The organism is Streptomyces sp. NPDC002926 (genome assembly GCF_053591755.1).
On record NZ_JBSFUK010000002.1, the window covers coordinates 23691 to 41324 of the forward strand.

Annotated in this window: 16 protein-coding genes and 1 tRNA gene; 12 read left to right on the top strand and 5 right to left on the bottom strand. The window is 69.3% G+C overall.

The genetic code is table 11. From position 1 onward, the window contains the following. Nucleotides 1–65 precede the first annotated feature (65 nt). The 9 genes from ACWDZ6_RS03285 (at nt 66) to ACWDZ6_RS03325 (ending at nt 7698) form a co-directional block, all read left to right on the top strand. Complete coding sequence (locus ACWDZ6_RS03285) at nt 66–1730, top strand: LuxR C-terminal-related transcriptional regulator (RefSeq protein WP_451501490.1); 1665 nt, start codon at nt 66–68, stop codon at nt 1728–1730. A gap of 166 nt (nt 1731–1896) precedes the next feature. Further along, complete coding sequence (locus ACWDZ6_RS03290; protein ID WP_389179667.1) at nt 1897–2094, top strand: hypothetical protein; 198 nt, start codon at nt 1897–1899, stop codon at nt 2092–2094. Nucleotides 2095–2121: 27 nt separating this feature from the next. Next, nucleotides 2122–3528, top strand: coding sequence for a DUF2252 domain-containing protein (locus tag ACWDZ6_RS03295; protein WP_451501491.1), 1407 nt, complete (start codon nt 2122–2124; stop codon nt 3526–3528). 121 nt (nt 3529–3649) lie between these two features. After that, complete coding sequence (locus ACWDZ6_RS03300; protein WP_366733645.1) at nt 3650–4060, top strand: SHOCT domain-containing protein; 411 nt, start codon at nt 3650–3652, stop codon at nt 4058–4060. 260 nt (nt 4061–4320) lie between these two features. Then, the gene (locus tag ACWDZ6_RS03305) at nt 4321–4752 is read left to right on the top strand and encodes a DUF7144 family membrane protein (RefSeq protein WP_366733644.1); all 432 of its coding nucleotides are present in this window, start codon (nt 4321–4323) and stop codon (nt 4750–4752) included. A 444-nt stretch (nt 4753–5196) separates the two neighbouring features. After that, nucleotides 5197–5769 (top strand): hypothetical protein, encoded by a 573-nt coding sequence (locus tag ACWDZ6_RS03310; protein WP_451501492.1) that lies wholly within the window; start codon nt 5197–5199, stop codon nt 5767–5769. A 990-nt stretch (nt 5770–6759) separates the two neighbouring features. After that, nucleotides 6760–6963, top strand: coding sequence for a hypothetical protein (locus tag ACWDZ6_RS03315; RefSeq protein WP_451501493.1), 204 nt, complete (start codon nt 6760–6762; stop codon nt 6961–6963). Nucleotides 6964–7052: 89 nt separating this feature from the next. Beyond that, on the top strand, nt 7053–7391 hold the full coding sequence (locus ACWDZ6_RS03320; RefSeq protein WP_451501494.1) for a DUF397 domain-containing protein: 339 nt from the start codon (nt 7053–7055) through the stop codon (nt 7389–7391). A gap of 109 nt (nt 7392–7500) precedes the next feature. Next, nucleotides 7501–7698, top strand: coding sequence for a hypothetical protein (locus tag ACWDZ6_RS03325; protein ID WP_451501495.1), 198 nt, complete (start codon nt 7501–7503; stop codon nt 7696–7698). Between the two features lie 66 nt (nt 7699–7764). Here the strand turns inward: ACWDZ6_RS03325 and ACWDZ6_RS03330 are convergent, their stop codons facing one another. Then, nucleotides 7765–8526 (bottom strand): XRE family transcriptional regulator, encoded by a 762-nt coding sequence (locus ACWDZ6_RS03330; protein WP_451501496.1) that lies wholly within the window; start codon nt 8524–8526, stop codon nt 7765–7767. Nucleotides 8527–8643: 117 nt separating this feature from the next. On the opposite strand from ACWDZ6_RS03330, the gene ACWDZ6_RS03335 reads away from it, so the two are divergent. From ACWDZ6_RS03335 to ACWDZ6_RS03345, 3 genes are all read left to right on the top strand, one after another. Next, nucleotides 8644–8829, top strand: coding sequence for a hypothetical protein (locus ACWDZ6_RS03335; RefSeq protein ID WP_451501497.1), 186 nt, complete (start codon nt 8644–8646; stop codon nt 8827–8829). Nucleotides 8830–9088: 259 nt separating this feature from the next. Beyond that, nucleotides 9089–9580, top strand: coding sequence for a hypothetical protein (locus ACWDZ6_RS03340; RefSeq protein WP_451501498.1), 492 nt, complete (start codon nt 9089–9091; stop codon nt 9578–9580). 69 nt (nt 9581–9649) lie between these two features. Beyond that, on the top strand, nt 9650–10303 hold the full coding sequence (locus tag ACWDZ6_RS03345; RefSeq protein WP_451501499.1) for a class I SAM-dependent methyltransferase: 654 nt from the start codon (nt 9650–9652) through the stop codon (nt 10301–10303). 175 nt (nt 10304–10478) lie between these two features. Here ACWDZ6_RS03345 and ACWDZ6_RS03350 read toward each other — a convergent pair. From ACWDZ6_RS03350 to ACWDZ6_RS03365, 4 genes are all read right to left on the bottom strand, one after another. Continuing rightward, a tRNA-Lys gene (locus tag ACWDZ6_RS03350) sits at nt 10479–10551 on the bottom strand. A gap of 88 nt (nt 10552–10639) precedes the next feature. Then, nucleotides 10640–12388 (bottom strand): amino acid permease, encoded by a 1749-nt coding sequence (locus tag ACWDZ6_RS03355; protein ID WP_451501500.1) that lies wholly within the window; start codon nt 12386–12388, stop codon nt 10640–10642. Nucleotides 12389–12436: 48 nt separating this feature from the next. Beyond that, on the bottom strand, nt 12437–14578 hold the full coding sequence (locus ACWDZ6_RS03360) for an FG-GAP repeat domain-containing protein (protein ID WP_451501501.1): 2142 nt from the start codon (nt 14576–14578) through the stop codon (nt 12437–12439). Nucleotides 14579–14830: 252 nt separating this feature from the next. Next, nucleotides 14831–17101 (bottom strand): DEAD/DEAH box helicase, encoded by a 2271-nt coding sequence (locus tag ACWDZ6_RS03365; RefSeq protein ID WP_451501502.1) that lies wholly within the window; start codon nt 17099–17101, stop codon nt 14831–14833. Between the last annotated feature and the right edge of the window lie 533 nt (nt 17102–17634).

Here is a 17634-nt window from a genome sequence, read left to right on the forward strand (position 1 = left end):
TGAACAGGTCGGCACGTTACATACGGTTGGCAGGACAAGGCAGCCGACAGCCAGATGGTGGTCGCATGCCCCGGAGCACAACCTCCGCAGCGCCGGACAGCGGCGGAGCCCCCCGTATCGCCCGGACACCCGCAGTACACACGGCCGGACTCGGCATCACGCCGTCGCAGCCGGATGCGACCGGCGACCCGCTGCTGGCCGCGAAGTTCTCCGTGCCCTCCGTTCCGGAGTCCTTCGTGCGCCGCAGGCGCCTGCTGGACCGCCTCACCGACGGAACGGCGGGACCACTGACCCTGATCACGGGCCCGGCCGGCGCCGGTAAGACCATTCTCGCCGCCTCGTGGACGGCCCGTGCGACGGCACCCCACCCGGTCGTGTGGCTGACTCTCGAGGACGACGACAGTGCGCCGGGCGTGTTCTGGACGTACGTCCTCGAAGCCTTCCGTCACCACCGCGTGACGCTGCCGGACACTGTCGGCGCCCCCACGCACGCCGACACCGTCGACCGTTCCCTGCTGGTCAGGCTGGCTTCCGCGCTGGCCGGGCTGGACCAACCGGTGGTTCTCGTGCTCGACGGCCTTGACCGGGTGCGCGACCGCGAGGTGGCCTCGGGCCTGACATTCATCCTGAGCCACGCGGGACCGCAGCTGCGTCTGGTGCTGATCAGCCGGGTCGATCCGCTGCTCCCTCTGCACCGCTACCGCGCCGAGGACAGCATCTGCGAGATCCGCAGCGCCGACCTGGCGTTCACCCGGCACGAGACCGCGACGCTGCTGCGGCGGCACGGACTGGCCTCGCCGGCGGAGACCGTCGAGGCCCTCACCCGGCGCAGCGAGGGCTGGGCCGCCGGACTGCGGCTGTGTGCCCTGGCCATGCAGCGGACCGACGACCCGACCGGCTTCGCCAGGTCGTTCGCCCTTTCGCAGAGTGCCGTCGCCGACTATCTGCTTGCCGAAGTCGTCGAGGCCCAGCCCGCTGACACCCAGGACCTGCTGGTACGTACGAGCATCCTGAACCGGGTGCACCCACAGCTGGCGAATCTGCTGACCGGACGCGAGGACGCCGAGGGGATCCTGGCCGGGCTCACCCGCGACAACACCTTCGTCGAACCCATCGGTGACACGCCCTGGTGCCGCTTCCACCCGCTGTTCGCCGAGGTTCTCCACGCCTGTCTGCGCAGCCACCAGCCCGGCCTCGAACCGCAGCTGCACCGCCGCGCGGCACGCTGGTTCGCCGACGCCGGCCTGGTCTCGGAGGCCATGGAACACGCGGCCGCGGCGGGGGACTGGGAGTACGCCGCCGCCCTGATCGTCGATCACCTGGCCCTCGGCGGCTCACTCACCGGCCCGGACACACACCGGCTGGAGCGGCTCTTCGCCGGCATGCCGGCCGACCTCCCGGGAGCCGCCCCCTGGCTTCGCCATCTGCTCGAACAGCGGCCGGAACTCACCAGCACCCAACCGTGGGTCACCGAGCGCACGGCATCCGCCGACAGCACGCCGGCCCTGGAGGGCGGCCCGGCGGACGTCGTTCTCGTCGAGTCGCTCAGCGACCGCGAACGCGACGTACTGCGCCTTGCCGCGGAGATGATGTCGACCGAGGAGATCGCCACGGAGCTGTATGTGTCCGTCAATACGGTGAAGACACATCTGAGGAGCATCTACCGCAAGCTTGCCGTTTCCCGGCGGAGCGACGCGGTCCGCCGTGCGCGGGAGTTCCACCTGCTCTGACGGCGGCACCCGGCGTCGGGACGCATGATCGGGATGCAGTCTCGGCATGCGGGCCGGCATGCAGGCCCGGGAGCCGGGCTCACCTCATCCGGGTGATGCCGCACCGGCCGCACATCGGCCAGCATGCAAAGGAGACGATTCTCCAGGACCATGGGAAGTGCGGGCCATGCGTTACGAGTTCCGCGTCACCGGCCGCCTGTCCACGCCGGTCTCAGAGGCCTTCCCCGAACTGGCGGAAGTGCCCGCCCCACAGCAGACACTGCTCTTCGGCCCCGTCACCGACGAGGCGCATCTGTACGGACTACTCATGCGCTTCCAGGACATGGGCCTGCGCGTGGTCGAGATGCGTCGGCTGCCGGACTGACCGGTCCGGAGAGGCAAGGAGGCCTCGATGAGAGCGACGACCCCGGACGCACATCCGACCCCGCAGGAGCGGGCTGCCCGCGGCAAGGCGGCCCGCGACCGGGTGCCACGCTCCAGCCATGCCCTGTTCGAACCTCCCGCGAACCGGACAGACCCGGTCGAGATCGTCGAGCGCCAGTCCGCCGCCCGCGTGCCGGAACTCGTACCCATCCGGTACGCCCGGATGATGGAATCACCGTTCCGGTTCTACCGGGGCGCGGCCGCGATCATGGCCTCCGACCTGGGCGCCGCGCCCCACACCGGGATCGTCGCGCAGCTCTGCGGAGACGCTCACCTGCTGAACTTCCGGCTGCTCGCCTCCGCCGAACGGCATCTGGTCTTCGACATCAACGACTTCGACGAAACCCTGCCCGGCCCGTGGGAGTGGGACGTCAAACGGCTTGCGGCGAGCCTTGCGATCGCCGGCCGCGAAAACGATTTCTCGCGGAAGCAGCGCGAAACCGTCGTACGGGGCAGCGTCGGGGCCTACCGGGACGCGATGCGCGGCTTCGCCGGGATGACCAACCTGGATGTCTGGTACACCCAGGCCGACGCCGACCAGATCCGTGAACTCCTGCCGAAGGAGCTGGGCAAGGGCGCCCGCGAACGGGTCTCCCACGCGCTGTCCTCCGCACGCACCCGCGACAACGTGCAGGCGTACAAAAAGCTCACGAAGATCATCCACGGCGAACGGCGGATCGCGGCCGACCCGCCGCTGATCGTCCCACTGGGCGACCTGCTCCCCGACGTCGAGCGCCATGAGCTCGAGCAGCAGCTCCGGACACTCGTCAAGGGATACGGCCGCAGCCTCCCGTCCGACCGGCGTCATCTGCTGGAACAGTTCCGGCTGGTCGACGTCGCGCGCAAAGTGGTCGGCGTCGGCAGCGTCGGCACCCGCTGCTGGGTGCTGCTCATGCTCGGCAAGGACGACGAGGACCCGCTGCTGCTGCAGGCCAAAGAGGCCGACCAGTCCGTACTCGCCCCGTACGCCGGTGCCGGCGAGTACGAGAACCAGGGGCAGCGTGTCGTATCCGGCCAGCGGCTCATGCAGGCGGCCGGTGACATCTTCCTCGGCTGGCAGCGGGTCATGGGCATCGACGGCCTGCAGCGCGACTTCTACGTCCGCCAGCTGCACGACTGGAAGGGCATCGCGGTACCGCATCTCATGCCCCCGGACCAGCTCGAATACTTCGGCGGCATGTGCGGCACCACATTGGCCCGCGCCCACGCCCGCTCGGGCGACCGCATCGCCATCGCCTCGTACCTCGGCAGCAACGACACCTTCGACCGGGCACTCGCGGAGTTCGCCGAGCTCTACGCCGACCAGAACGAGCGCGACTTCCAGGCACTGACCGACGCCGCGCGCGCTGGACGGGTCACTGCCGAGACTGCCTGACCGGCGGCCCGGGGGCCGATCACACGATTCACCCGTGACGGGTGAGGCCGCGTGCCGGGAAACGAGGAGGCTGGAAGGGAGCGGACCCCGGAGTCCGACGGTGAGTGGCAGGAGGAGAGCGATGGATGGCGATCTGGTCCTGGCGTACGACTATCCCGTGCTGGGCGCCTTCTGGACGGTGATGTGGATTTTCCTCTGGATCATGTGGCTGATGCTGCTCTTCCGGATCATCGTCGACATCTTCCGTGACCACGAGATGAGTGGATGGGCGAAGACGGCATGGCTGATCTTCGTCCTCATCATCCCCTTCCTCGGGGTCCTGGTGTACGTGATCGTCCGGGGCAAGGAAATGGGCACCCGCGAACTCCGCCAAGCACAGGCGCAGCAAGCCGCCATGGACTCCTACATCCGGGAGACGGCCGGCGGAGCCGGCAGCGGGGTGGACCAGCTGGCCAAACTCTCCGAGCTCAAGGCCAAGGGCGACATATCCGAGGCGGAATTCCAGCAGGCCAAGGAAAAGCTCCTGCACTGAGCCCGCGCACCGCACCAGGTGCCGTGGGATTCCCGGCGGGTCGCCCTGCCGGCAGCGCGGGGATGGTGAAGAACCGGGTCGGACGTGAAACGGCCGACCCGCCGGAATCCGAAGCCGCCGCACCGGGAGGTGCGGGAGTGGGTGGATGCGCACAGACGGCCGGCCAACGCCATCGCCTGCGCGATCCTCATCCGCCTGTTCCCGTCCAGAACGGCCGTCGATGGCTCGAACGGAGAACAACAGGGAGTAGAGGAAACACCATGTCGCAGACAACTCATCCGCGGTCAACCCACGAACGCTCCGAGGCATCCCTGGCGACTGCCGGCGGGCTCGTGGTGTTCGCCGCAGTAATGCTGATCATCGGCGGTGTCCTCGACGTCTTCCGAGGCATCATGGCCATCGCCAACGACGACATCTTCGTCACGACACCGCGCTACGTCTTCAGATTCGATCTGACCGGGTGGGGCTGGCTCCATCTGATCCTCGGAGTGGTGGCCATCATCGTGGGCATCAGCCTGTTCAAGGCCCCGCTCTGGGCGCGGATCATCGGCATCGCCATTGCGGCACTGCTCATCATCACCAACTTCCTGTCCCTGCCGTACTACCCGTTCTGGTCGATCATCGCGATCGCGCTGTACGCGTTCATCATCTGGGCGCTGTGCGTGGTCCGGCAGGACACCATGACGGGGTGACGGCGCCTCCGCTCACATCCCCCCGAACGGCAAGGCGCAGGTCGCGTACCGCTCGTGGGGCACAGCAAGGTCGGCGAGGTCCGCACCTGGAAAGGCGCGGACCTCCACGATGTGCTGCTGCCCGACGATGTGACGCTGCTCGACCTGGGCGTGACGGACCCGGGCTCCTCAACTGCCGCCCTATCACGGGGCCACCGGCCTTGTGCGCGCCACCCTCGGAGGGGCCCGTCGCGCTCCATGACGTTGCCCGTATCGCACTTCCCGAGTGCGACGCGGCACCCGGGCCGAGCACCGCCGTGCGTTCCTCGTCGGCGGGGACGCTTTCATGTGCAGGGCGTACTGGCGCGGCAACAGATCCCGCCGAACCTGCCCCCGCGCAGCGAACCCACCGATACATTCACCTTCCCCCCACACCACATCAGATCCACTCGAGGGGACAGGCGCATGAGCCACCAGTACCCGGGCCCGCAGCAGCCGTATCAGGGAGGCCCTGCGCCCTACCAGCCCCCGCTGCCCCCCAAGAAGGGCATGTCCGCCTGGGCGATCGTCGGCATCACCCTCGGGAGCATCTTCGCGTTCCTCATCGTCATCGGCATCGCAGTCGGCGGCGGAAGTGACACCAGCGACAAGCCGTCCGACACCCCCGCGGCAGCGCCAGAGAAGCCGGCCGAGGAGAAGGCATCCGACCCCAAGCCCGCCGCGAAGAAGCAGGCCGCCAGGGAGCCCGCGAAAGAGCTGTCACAGGCGGACAAGTTCAAGGCGTTCATCGCCAAGAACGGCACGGCTCCAGAAAGGGCGGCCGTCAAGCACGTCACCAAGGTCCAGGGTGCGGACAAGCAGAACGACATGTTCGACTCGGCCGACATCTACACCGACTTCAGCGGCGGCTTGATGGGACCACACCAGGGCGAGGGCAAGCTGATCGCGTCCGCGTTCGCCGACTGGAAGTCCTCCGAGAACGGCCTGGTAACCGTGTACGACAAGAACGGCGAGCTGCTGTCCAACGGCAACTTCTGATCACCGTGACCGAGGCAAGCCTGCTCCGACCGTCACGCCTCACCCTGGCGCGTCCGGCCGGCCCGGTGGACAGGGGCAGCCCGGTGCCACGTTGACCGGTCCGCCCGGCCCGATGCGGCCCGAGGGTCGGGCGGACCGGCCCGGTGCAGAGTCCACCGTCCCGGACCACAGGGCGGGCAAGCAGGACAGTCGTGCGAGGACGGGGACAGCCGGCAGCCCCTTTCTGCGTCCAGGGTCAGGCGAGCGGCGTGGACAGATGCGCGGGCGGCGGTGGCGTCTATGCGGCGCCCAGGTCGAAGTCGGCGACGGTCAGCTTGTGTCCGGCGTCGTGCGTCGTGCGTCGTGACCGCGATCCGCAGGTGATCGATGCGCAGGTCGATGTCCGCGTGATGCCCGATGCGACGCTCCCGGTCCCGCGATGTGCACGATCATCGCGCCGCCCGCGTGCCAACGGATCTCCAAGGTGCATGTGATCTCGTCCCCGACGCGCGCCCACTCCGGCAACGTGACCGTTCGCGCCTCGATCTCCTGCCCGGTCAGCGGCTTCGGTGCCGCACATCCCCTCTCGGTCACAGGTGCCGGCACCTCGGCGAGGTCCCGGCCGACCGGGCATCATGCCATGGCCGCAGGGCCCGCTCGAGGGTGGCCAACTCCCCGGCCATGCCCGTGGATCGTGTCTCCACTGCGATCTCCGCAGCGGTGCGTGCGAGCTCCAGAGCTCGGTCAGGTTCCCGTGCTGCGTCAGTGGCATGGCCGGAGAGGTACACACCGCGGTCGCGGCGGCCCGTCTCCGGGGCGATCGTCAAGACCTGCGACCGGAGCGAGTCCGCCTCGCGGCCGAGACCGAGCCGGCCGTAGCAGGTGGCCCGCTGCACCTCGCGGTAACCGGGCATCCGTCGGCAGGCGTTGCCCACGGGAGCTCGTCGTCGACGCGGCCGAGGAGCGGCCGCGCGCCTGGTCGAGCAGGTGGTCCACAGTGAGACTGGCGCCGTGGACCTGCTGCTGGCCACGGACAGGGCCCTCGGTCCGATCGTGTGCCTCGTCGACGACTGGGACCGGCTCACCCGGGACGCCTCGCAGAGCGAGGTCATGCGGTACCGCGCCGGGCAGGCCGTCGGTTACTGCGTGACGGCCGAGAGTGAGAACGACGACCCCGCTGAGAAGGCACGCGGGCGACTACGTACACCCCATTGATCCCCGCCCCGACCGGAGCACCTCGCCAGGAATCCCGGCCGGAGCGGAGTGCAGGACCGAGCACATGCACGAGAGAGAGGACACCACTCATGGGCACACTCAGCAATGGTCGCGGCACGGTCTCGTTCGAGAACTCGCACGCCCCCGGGCTGGACTGGCGCAAGGCGAGCAGGACCGACCTTGACCCGATCCTGAAGGACTGCGTCATCGTCGCCGAGGCGCCGGACGCCAAGGACCACCCGCACCACAGCATCCCGGACGGCACCCGCATGGTCGCCCTCTCCGACGACAAGGACCCGGACAGCCCCGTCCTGTACTTCAGCCGCGCCGAGATCCGGAAGTTCATCGAGGGCGCGAAGGACGGCGAGTTCGACGACCTCATGGCCACCGACGAGGAGATGGAGCAGGCCGCCGCCGCGGTCGTCTGACCATGGACGCGAAGCAGGCAGGACGGCGTTCGCAGGCATCGAGCAGTTCCGCCACACCCCGTGCCGGGAATACCGGAGTCGGCAGACCGTCCCGCTGATCTGTCAGGGCGTGGTCATCGTCTCCCGCGAGAAGTGCGGAGGCGCCACCCGGAAGGGACGTCTCGAACAGAGCGCGCCGGCCACCGGCTACAGCCGGCAGGACCCCGACGCGCTCATGTGCCGCAAGGACGGGGCACCCCCGCCGAGCGACAAGCCTGGCCTGCTGTCCTCCGGCACTCTCGATCCGCAACGCCGCCAGTACCCGTAACGCAATACGTAACGCAATGCGCCCCTCTCACCTTCGGGTGGGAGGGGCGCACTCGTGCGTCCGGGGTCAGGCGTCGGGCCGCTTGTTGTACGCCGCGAGCGTCGCCTTGTTCGTCGACCCGTCCTGAAAGACCAGCTCCCACGGCCCGGTGTTCACGTCGAACTCCTTACCGAACCCGACCCACTTGCCCGTCATCCGGCGGCCGGTCGGCTCGACGAGCAGCTGAATCGCCCCGTGGTAGCGGGCGCCCCGGTAGTAGCCATCGGTCTCGGTCTGTTCGGTCCAGGTGCCAGTGGCGACGTGGCCGTCTATCTCCAGATCCATCGTCAGCGGTGAGTCGCTGGAGCCGGGCAGGCTCCGCGCGGACAGCCGGTTGCCGTGCTGCAGCAGCACCACGTAGTGCTGCCCAGTGAAAGCCGAGTCACGGCCGCTGGAGAAGTACTCGTAGCGGGACAGCCAGACGCCCGAGTAGTTGCGGTGGCTGCCATGGGGTTCGGGCTGCGGCGCGGCCGCCGCGGGCGTGATGCCGTTCATGGAGGATTCGACGTCGTGGCCGCCGTGCCCGTCGTCTGACACACGCGCGATGGGGACGGTGCCGCTGAAGCCGAGGGACTCTATGGGCAGGCCGGTGACGTACTCCAGGGCGCGGGCGTACACGGGGCGGGGCGCGGTGGTCGCGCCGGATTCCCAGCGCTGTACGAGCCGCTTGTTGGCGTCGTTGGGCTGGCCCGCGCGGGTGCCGGCATCTCGCACGGCGCGGGCAAAATCGTCTTGGGACATGAGCAGGCCCATGCGGACTGCTCGCAGTGCGCTGTTCGGTGTGGCCATGGGAGAACGGTAGACCCAACCCGCCCTGAATGACACCGAAATGACGCCCCGTATGTCGCCGCTTTGACGCCTGCACTGACGCCGCGCAACTCTCTGTGGCCGCGCCATCTTGAATGCGTGACGACTACAGGCAGCGGCAAGGATCACCCCGGTCTCGCCATCAGCGTGTACCGCGTCGACCCCAAGACGAACGCGCGAACGCCCGTCAAGACGTGCGCACTTCCGGCAGCCGAGGAGCTGCCGTTCTCCATGGCCTACCCGCCGTGCGCCTGCCCGCGCTGCAGCAACGCGAGGACCCGATGAGCCCGATGTGGGACGACCAGCCCGAGCACGGAACCGGCGTCTGCTCCGCGTGCGGCCAGCACACCGACAACGGGCTCATCCACTGGGTGCCCCGCATGTCCGGCCCCGACGTCCGCATCGTCGTACACGCCGTACCCGCCGAATGCCAGCCGCCTGCAGCTACACACCACCGACTCCCGTCCGCGCCGGTGCACCCCTGACCCGGCGCGGGCGGGGCTGCCCTCACCCGAGGGCGAGTCCCCAAAGAAGGAGTTGCTCGATGGTCACAGCAGTTGAAAGCCGGTTACGGACCCGCGATCCGCAGGTCATCCTCAACAGCGTCCAGCCGCACATCCGCCACCTCACCATCAACGTGGCCGACGGCGGCACCCTCTGGGAGCGGGAGGTCGCACTGCTGCTCCGCGACAACACGATGGTCCGGAATATGGCGGAGCGCATTCTCGGCAACGCCGTGATGTACGCAATCGCCGCCATGGAACACCCGGACGTCCACCTCGGCGTGGGCAAGCTCGTCGACATCGGCGTGCACCAGCTCATCCTCGACACTCCGGTGTACTTCGCCCTGTGCGACGTCTACAACGGCGGCGCCTACAAGCACCACGCCCCGTTCATCCAGCGCCGCAGCGACGGCCTGTGCCTGAGCACCGCCGACTTCCTTGCCGCCGACGGCTGGGACGTCGACGAAGAGCTCTGGGCCATCGACGGCGCCAACTGCTCGCCCTGCGACAACAAGGTCCCCGACAGTCACTGACCGCCCTAGTCTGGCCCCTGCCCTCTTCCCTCGAGGAGGGCAGGGGCCTCACCCGTTGAAGGGAGCTTCGTGCCCGCACGACACGACATCGCAGCCGAGACCGAACTCTGGGACACCTACGCCGGCAGCGCCTTCAAGGAGGACATGGAGCCGGTCTTCAACTGGACGCAGTACTCCGGCCATGGCCCCGGCCCCGAGCTCCTGGGCGCGCCGGAGAACGTGCTGGAACTCGGCTGCGGCACGGGCCGCGCCCTGGCCTACCTCGCCCAGCGCGGCGTCAAGGCCACGGGCGTGGATCTCTCGCCGGTCATGATGAAGAAGACGACGGAGCGATGGGGACCTTCGGGGGCGGAGTTCGTCTGCTCCGAGGTCCTCGACCACCTGCGCGAGAGCACCGAGACCTACGACGCGATCTACTCCATCTTCGGCGCCGTCTGGTTCACCGACCCGGCCAAGCTATTGCCGCTCATCGCCCCGCGCCTCAAGCCTGGCGGCGTCCTCGCCTTCTCTCACCCGCCGGCCATCCCTGGCGCCTACGGCCCGCAGGGCATGTACAAGGGCGGCTTCGCCGGGAAGGCGATGTTCACCTACCGCTACAGCTACACGCCCAAGCGTTGGACCAGCATGCTTGAGAAGGCCGGCTTCCGAGACGTCGAGGCGCGCGTGCTGGATGCTCCGGAGCCGGGCCACATCGGCACACTCCTGGTCCGCGCCCACGGATAGCGCCCGCCCCACCACCGCCCCGGTCTGCCTGCGTCCCCCGTCGCGGACAGGCCGGGGCTCTTTCATGTCTTGATCGTTTGCCGCTCGGGCCAGCAGCGGGCCAGCAATCGCCCGAAGTTGCCCCCGAAACAAGATCAGCCCCAGATCAGATGGTCTCTGACCTGGGGCTGAGGCGTAGGCCGTGTGGGACTCGAACCCACAACCAACGGATTAAAAGTCCGCTGCTCTGCCAATTGAGCTAACGGCCCTCGGCAATGCATCCCCGAGCATAGCCGGACAGGACCGGTGAGCCGATCGGGTATCGGTTCACCGGCCCCGTCAAGACCCCGCCGCAGGTCACCGACGCGACGTCTCGCGGGCGATCGTCCGGGGGTGATTGCGGTTCAGGAACCAGTGGCGGGCAGAGGCCAGCCACCAGGCCGCGGCGAAGCCCAGGACGACCAGGACCGCGACCGGGGCGTAGTTGAACGTCTCCCAGGTGACCGGGGAGACCTGCGGAAGCATGAAGAGCACGGTGATCACCGCGACCCAGATCACCGCCACGACGCCGATCGGGCGGGACCAGCGGCCCAGGTGCCAGGGGCCTGGTTCGAAGCTGTCGCCGCGGAACAGCCGCAGCAGGGTGGGGATGACGTACGCGATGTAGAGGCCGATGACCGCGATTGAGGTCACAGCGGCGTACGCGGTGACGTTGATCAGATACGGCAGACCGAGGACGAGCGCGCCGAGGGCCGCGAGCCAGACCGCGGCGACGGGCGTCCGGGTACGGGGGCTGACCGTGTGCCAGACCCGCGAGAACGGCAGGGCACCGTCCCTGGAGAAGGCGTAGATCATGCGGCTGTTCGCAGTGACCGACGCCATACCGCAGAAGAGCTGGGCGCCGACGACGACCAGGAGCAGGAGCTTCCCGGCGGTCGCACCGAGAGCGTCCAGCAGGATCTGGGCCGGCGGCGCTCCTGTCGGAGAGGCCAGGGCTCCTTCGTACGACTGGATGGCGAAGGTGAACCCGAGCAGCAGGACGAAGCCCGCGATCCACGAGGTCCAGATGGACTGGACGATGCCGCGCGGGCCGGCGGTCGCGGCGTCGTGGGTCTCCTCGGTCATATGGGCCGAGGCGTCGTAGCCGGTGAAGGTGTACTGGGCCATCAGCAGCCCGATGAGGACGACATAGAGACCGCTGCCCCAGCCGGTGTTGTTCACGAACTTCGTGAACACGAAGGACGCCGACTGGTGGGAGTCGGGTGCGAAGGTGAGCGCGCCGACGATCAACGCGACGCCCAGCACATGCCACCAGACGCTGACGTTGTTGAGGATCGCGACGATGCGTACGCCGAAGGTGTTGAGGAGGCCGTGCAGCACCAGGATCGCGGCGAACAGCAGGATCGTCCGGCCCGGCGTGACCTCGAAGCCGAACTGGAGATTGAGGTACGCGCCGAGGAAGGACGCCGCGCCGAAGTCGATGCCCGCAGTGACGGCGACCTGGCCGAGGACGTTGAACCAGCCCGTGAACCAGGCCCAGGCGGCCGCGCTGCGCGGCGGTGCCAGTCGGTGGGCCCAGAAGTACAGGCCCGCGGAGGTCGGGTACGCCGAGCAGATCTCGGCCATCGCCAGGCCGACGAACAGGGTCATCAGGCCGACGGCGACCCAGCCCCAGGTGATCACGGCCGGGCCGCCGGTGTTCATGCCGAAGAGGTAGAGGGTGAGACAGCCGGAGAGGACCGAGATGATGGTGAAGGAGACGGCGTAGTTGGAGAACGCCGACATCCGGCGGGCGAGGACCTGGGTGTAGCCGAGCTGGGCCAGGCGCTCCTCGTCGGAGCCCGCGGAGGGCGGTGCGGGGTCGGCGACGACGGTCGGTGCGGAAGAGCCGACGGAGGCCGGTGCGGAGGACAGTGCGGAGGCCGGTGCGGAGTCGGGGATGACGGTCGCGGCAGCCGGTGCGGAAGAGCCCGCGGAGGCCGGTGCGGAGTCGGCGGCGGCAGTCGGTACGGCGCCCGGCTGGGAGCCGGAGACCGCCGTGGGTGCCGCGTCGGGAACGGATGCTGGTCGCGGGGGAGGATCCCCCACAGTGGGGTTGTCTGTCATGCCCCCAGCAATTCCCTTGCCGGGGGCAGCACATGCGCCACCCGTGGCCTAAAACAGCGCCCTGTAGTTCTGCCAGCCCGTGCCGATCGTGACCGTGGCCCCGAACGAGCCCCTTCCGTCGCCCTGATTGCGCAGCAACTTGCCGTTCGTGTCACGGGAGATGAGGTCGCAGAGGCTGTCGCCCGTGACATCACCGACGGCGATGATCTCCTTGCGGCCGGCACCCCAGTCACTGAAGACCAGTTTCCGCGGCTTGAACCTGCCCGCCCCCGTACCGTCGTAGCGCCACACCTCGCCGCCCGGGTCCCGCGCGAGCAGATCGCCGTGCCCGTCCCCGGTCAGATCGTCCGCGCCGATGATCGTCCAGCCCTTCCAGCCGGAACCGACCTTCACGGCAGGCGCGAAGCCGGCGTTCGTACTGCCCCGGTAGAGGAAGAGGAAGCCCGTGGAGGCCTGCCGTACGAGCAGATCGGGGCGGCCGTCCCCGGTGAGGTCGCCTGAGGCGGCGAAGGCGTCAAATCCGTTCCAGCCCTTGCCCATCAGATGGTGCGGCACCCTCGGGTCGATGGGGTTGCTGTCACCGCCCGCACGGTAGAGGTTGCCGTCGGGCGTGCGGATCAGGAGATTGCTGCGCGGGTCGCCGGTGTTCGCTCCGTACGGGATGAGACGCGTACGCGGGTCCCAGCCGGTGGTCGCCCAGGAGCGGGCGCCGCCCCGCAGATGATGTACGGCCGCCTTGCCCGTCGTCGTCATCGAGTAGAACTCGCCGTAGCCGTCGGTGTTCGTGTCCCGGAAGGCCGAGGCTCCGTTGACCAGCCGTACGGCTCCCGGCGTCCATGACTCCCGGCCCGTGCCGTCGGCCGGCTGCGCCACCACCTCCCACTGGTACGCGCCACTGACCCTGTCCTTCGGATCCCGGTTGCGGGCATCCCAGTCGGCACGTACCAGCGCGCCGGTCCGTGCCGTGCCGGTCTCGTTCACCAGTACCCGCTTGCGCCAGTCCTTGACCGTGAAGGTCCGGCTCGCGGACGGGCGGGTCAGCAGCCACTTCGCCCTCCAGGGCCACCGCCGGTCGTCGGCAGTCGCCGGTGCGGACACGTCGAGCACATAGAACTCGCCCCGCGGCACGGTCACCGGCTTGATGTGGATACGTCCCTCCGTATCCGTGTACGCGACATGGCCGCCGTACTTGTCGACGCTCCAGGTGCCCGCCCCTGGCGCCGCCTTGTCTGCGAGCGTCGTGGTGACCGGCCTCTCACGGGCGCCGCCATGGCAGTCGGTCATCGTCAACGTCCCGGTCGCGTCGTCCTGTTGGACCAGGAATCCGTCACCCAGCTTCGCGGACCTGGAGTACGGGACCGGGATGATCTGGGGAAAGCCGGTGCCGGAGTCCCAGATCCAGGAGCTCGCGGCACCGTCACAGCGCCAGTAGAACCAGCGGCCGACTTTCTGCAGCTCGTCAGGCGTGCAGCTCAGGCCGGTGTCCTGGTCGTATGGGGCATCGGCCCCGTTGGCCAGGTCGTACCACCGGAGCCTCCCCGGATTGCTGCCGGGCGTCCACATGGTCCTGCCCCAGATGGCGACGGCACTGATCGGACGCGTGGTGAGGACCCGGGGCGCGGCGTCGTCGAAGGTGGCGATGTACTGCTTGCCCGTGCTCGGCTCGTCGACCGCGAAGAACCGCCCCTCCGCGGCCACCATCCGCTGGTCGGCGCCGAGCTGCCCGAGGGTGATGACGGTGGTCGGCGTTCCGTCGCCGGTGACGGTGTGATTGGCCGCGGTCGGATTGGTGTAGGCGAACCGGCCGTCCCCGAGCGCCCACAGCGGCGGGCGGAACTCCGGGTGGCTGTTCCACACATCGGGGTTGACCGTGCGCCGCGGCCCGGCCTGCGGTGTGCCCGTGACGGCGAGGTCGTACGCGTACAGCGCACGCTCGGCCTTCGGGTCGATCCGGGCCACCACACCGAGCTGCCCGCCGCCGAGCGCGATGCGCTCCGGGACGGCGGGCCTGCCCTGATAGGTGCCGAGGTCGATGACGACCTCTTCCGGCTCGGCCGCGGCCGCGGCACCGGGCGAGAGACCGAGGCCGCCGGCCAGGAGCGCGGCGGCGGCCCCGAGCACGAGCATGCGCCTGCGTGCGGCGCCTGCTCGTGTGGTGCGTTCTCTGGTGCGTCCAGTGGTACGGGTCATGCCCAACCCCCTGCTGCGCGGCCCATCGTCCTGGAAGCTATGACCACCCGGACTACCCACTGGTTGTATCGATGTGAACCGGCAGTTCACTGAGTAGATCCCCGGCCGTCTCCGCTGTTGCGATGGCCCGCTCAGGAAGGGAGTTGACCGGCTCGAACCGGTTCAAAGCGACAGGGCCCGCACAACACCGAAGTGTCGTACGGGCCCTGTCGGCAGGTCGGGCTCAGTGAGCCGTCAGCCGGTCAGCTGCGATCAGCCGTTGCGCTTCCAGCGCGGCTTGTCGTCACGGCGCCCGAAGGAGCCGGTGTTCGTGCCGGTGCCGGTGGTGCCGCCACGGTGGTCGTCACGACGGCCCTGCGGGCGGTCGGTGCTGCCACCGGAGCGGAAGCCGCCCGAGGGGCGGTCGTCGCGGCGGTCGCGGTTGAACGGGCGGTCGCTGCCACGGTGGCCGCCGGTGGGGCGGTCATCGCGACGGAAGCCACCCGAGGGGCGGTCGTCACGGTTGAAGCCACCCGAGGGGCGGTCGTCACGGCGCTCGCCGCCGCCGGAGCGGAAGCCAGTCGACGGACGGTCGTTGTCCCGGCGGAAACCACCGGACGGACGGTCATCGCGACGGAAACCACCCGACGGACGGTCATCGCGACGCTCGAACGAACGGCCACCACGGTCGTCACGACGGTCACCGCCACCGGAACGGAAGCCACCCGACGGACGGTCGTTGTCCCGGCGGAAACCACCGGACGGACGGTCATCGCGACGGAAACCACCCGACGGACGGTCGTCACGACGCTCGAACGAACGGCCACCACGGTCGTCACGACGGTCACCGCCACCGGAACGGAAGCCACCCGACGGACGGTCGTTGTCCCGGCGGTCGTCACGGCGGAAGCCGCCACGGTCGCCGCCACGGCGGTCGAAGTTGCCCCGGTCGTCACGACGCTCCGCCGGCTCCGGCACGGCCGCCGCAGCAACCGCGGCCTCGACCTCTGCCTCGGCGGCCTCGGTCACCTGGGCGACCGCCGTCTCCGGGTCGTCGCCGCGCTCGCGCGCCGCGCGCGCCACCAGGCGGTCGGCCTCCTCGCGGAGTTCGACTGCACGGCGCTGGATGCGCTCCAGCTGCTTGGTCAGGTCGACGACCTCGCGCTCCGCCTGCTTGGCGGCGTTGTTCGCGGAGTCGGCCTGGACCTCGGTCAGTGAACGGGCGCCGGTGATCTCGGCGACCTCCGGCTCGAACACGCCCGCTCCGGCCACGATGTGGCGCGAGGCGTCGACGCCCGCGTCCTCCATCAGACGGAAGATCTGGCGGCGCTGGTGCGGCAGGGACAGCGAGACGACAGTTCCGGACTTGCCGGCGCGGGCGGTACGGCCCGAGCGGTGCAGGTAGTCCTTGTGGTCGCCGGCCGGGTCCACGTTCAGGACCAGGTCGATGCCGTCGACGTGGATGCCGCGGGCGGCGACGTCGGTGGCGACGAGCGCGTTGACGTAGCCCTTCTTGAAGTCCTCGAGGACGCGGGTACGCGCGCCCTGGGTCATGCCGCCGTGCAGCGCGTCCGCCTTCACACCCGACTCGACGAGCTGCTCGGCGATACGGTCGGCGCCCAGCTGGGTGCGTACGAAGATGATGGTGCGGCCCTTGCGGGCGGCGATCGCCGCGGTGACCGGCGCCTTGTCCTTGGGCTTCACGACGAGCACGTGGTGCGTCATGGTCGTGACGTTGCCCTGGGCGCTGTCGACCTCGTGGCTGACCGGGTCGACGAGGTAGCGGCGGACGAGCGTGCCGATCTCGTTCTCCATGGTGGCGGAGAAGAGCATCCGCTGGCCGCCGGCCGGGATCTGGTCGAACAGCTCGGTGACCTCGGGCAGGAAGCCCAGGTCGGACATCTGGTCGGCCTCGTCGAGGACGGCGACCTGGACGTTCTCGAGCGAGCAGGCACCGCGGTTGATGATGTCGCGCAGTCGGCCCGGGGTGGCGACGAGGACGTCGACGCCGCGCTCGAGCGCGTAGATCTGGTTGCCCATCGACGTACCGCCGCAGACGACCTTCATCTTCAGGCCGAGTACGTCGCCGTACGGCTGCAGCGCGTCCGCGACCTGCATCGCGAGCTCACGGGTCGGGGTGAGGATGACCGCGCGGGGCTTCTTCTTCTCGGTGTGGCCGCCGGCCAGCGTGGCCAGGGTCGGCAGACCGAAGGAGAGGGTCTTGCCGGAGCCGGTGCGGCCGCGGCCCAGGATGTCCTTGCCGGCCAGGGCGTCCGGGATGGTCGCCGCCTGGATCGGGAAGGGGGCGGTGACACCGTTCTGCGCGAGCTTGCGGACGATGCCCTCGGGCAGTCCCAGGTCGCTGAACGTGGTCTGCGGCTCCTCGGGAGCCTCAACCGTCTCCGAGACGACCTCGAGCTCGACCTCGATCTCGGTTGCGATCTCGGTGATCTCGGTCTCGGTGGGGACGGCGGTGGCCGCTACGGCCTCCGCGGTCTCGTCGTTCTCGGGCATGACGGCGTGATCAGTACTGAAAGTGGACATGCGAAATGCGAAACCTTCCGGAGTCTCGGCACGCGCCCAAACTCCGTGATTTCGCAATTCGACCGCCTCAATGCGGTCAGCCACGGCTAGGGAGAGTACGCGCCACGCGGCGCTCTTCTTTGTCGGCGCCGGGCAATGGGATCAAACGATCTACCACCATACGCACCCTCCCCCGGGAATGGCAAACCTGACCTCCTGTGACCCCCGTTACATGGGTCCGACCTGCGGGGATGCCGCCGGTTCCGCGCACATTCCCCGCTCGTCCACCATCCTCATCGCCCCAGCACGCACCTCTGGCGCGGACGAGGGTGGCGGGGGATCGGTCGGCTCGGTGGGCTGCGGCGTGGGACTCTCCGGCGGCGGTTCCGACGGGGTCGGCTGCGGCGGCGGCTGTTCGGACGGAACCGGTCCACCGCCGGTCGGCTTGGGATCCCGCGGCGGCTGCGGCCCCTGCCCGCCCCGCGGCGGCTGAGCCGTGGGCGCCACGGAGCCGTTCGGACTCGCCGAGGTCTTGGCCCCCTTCCCGCCCTTCG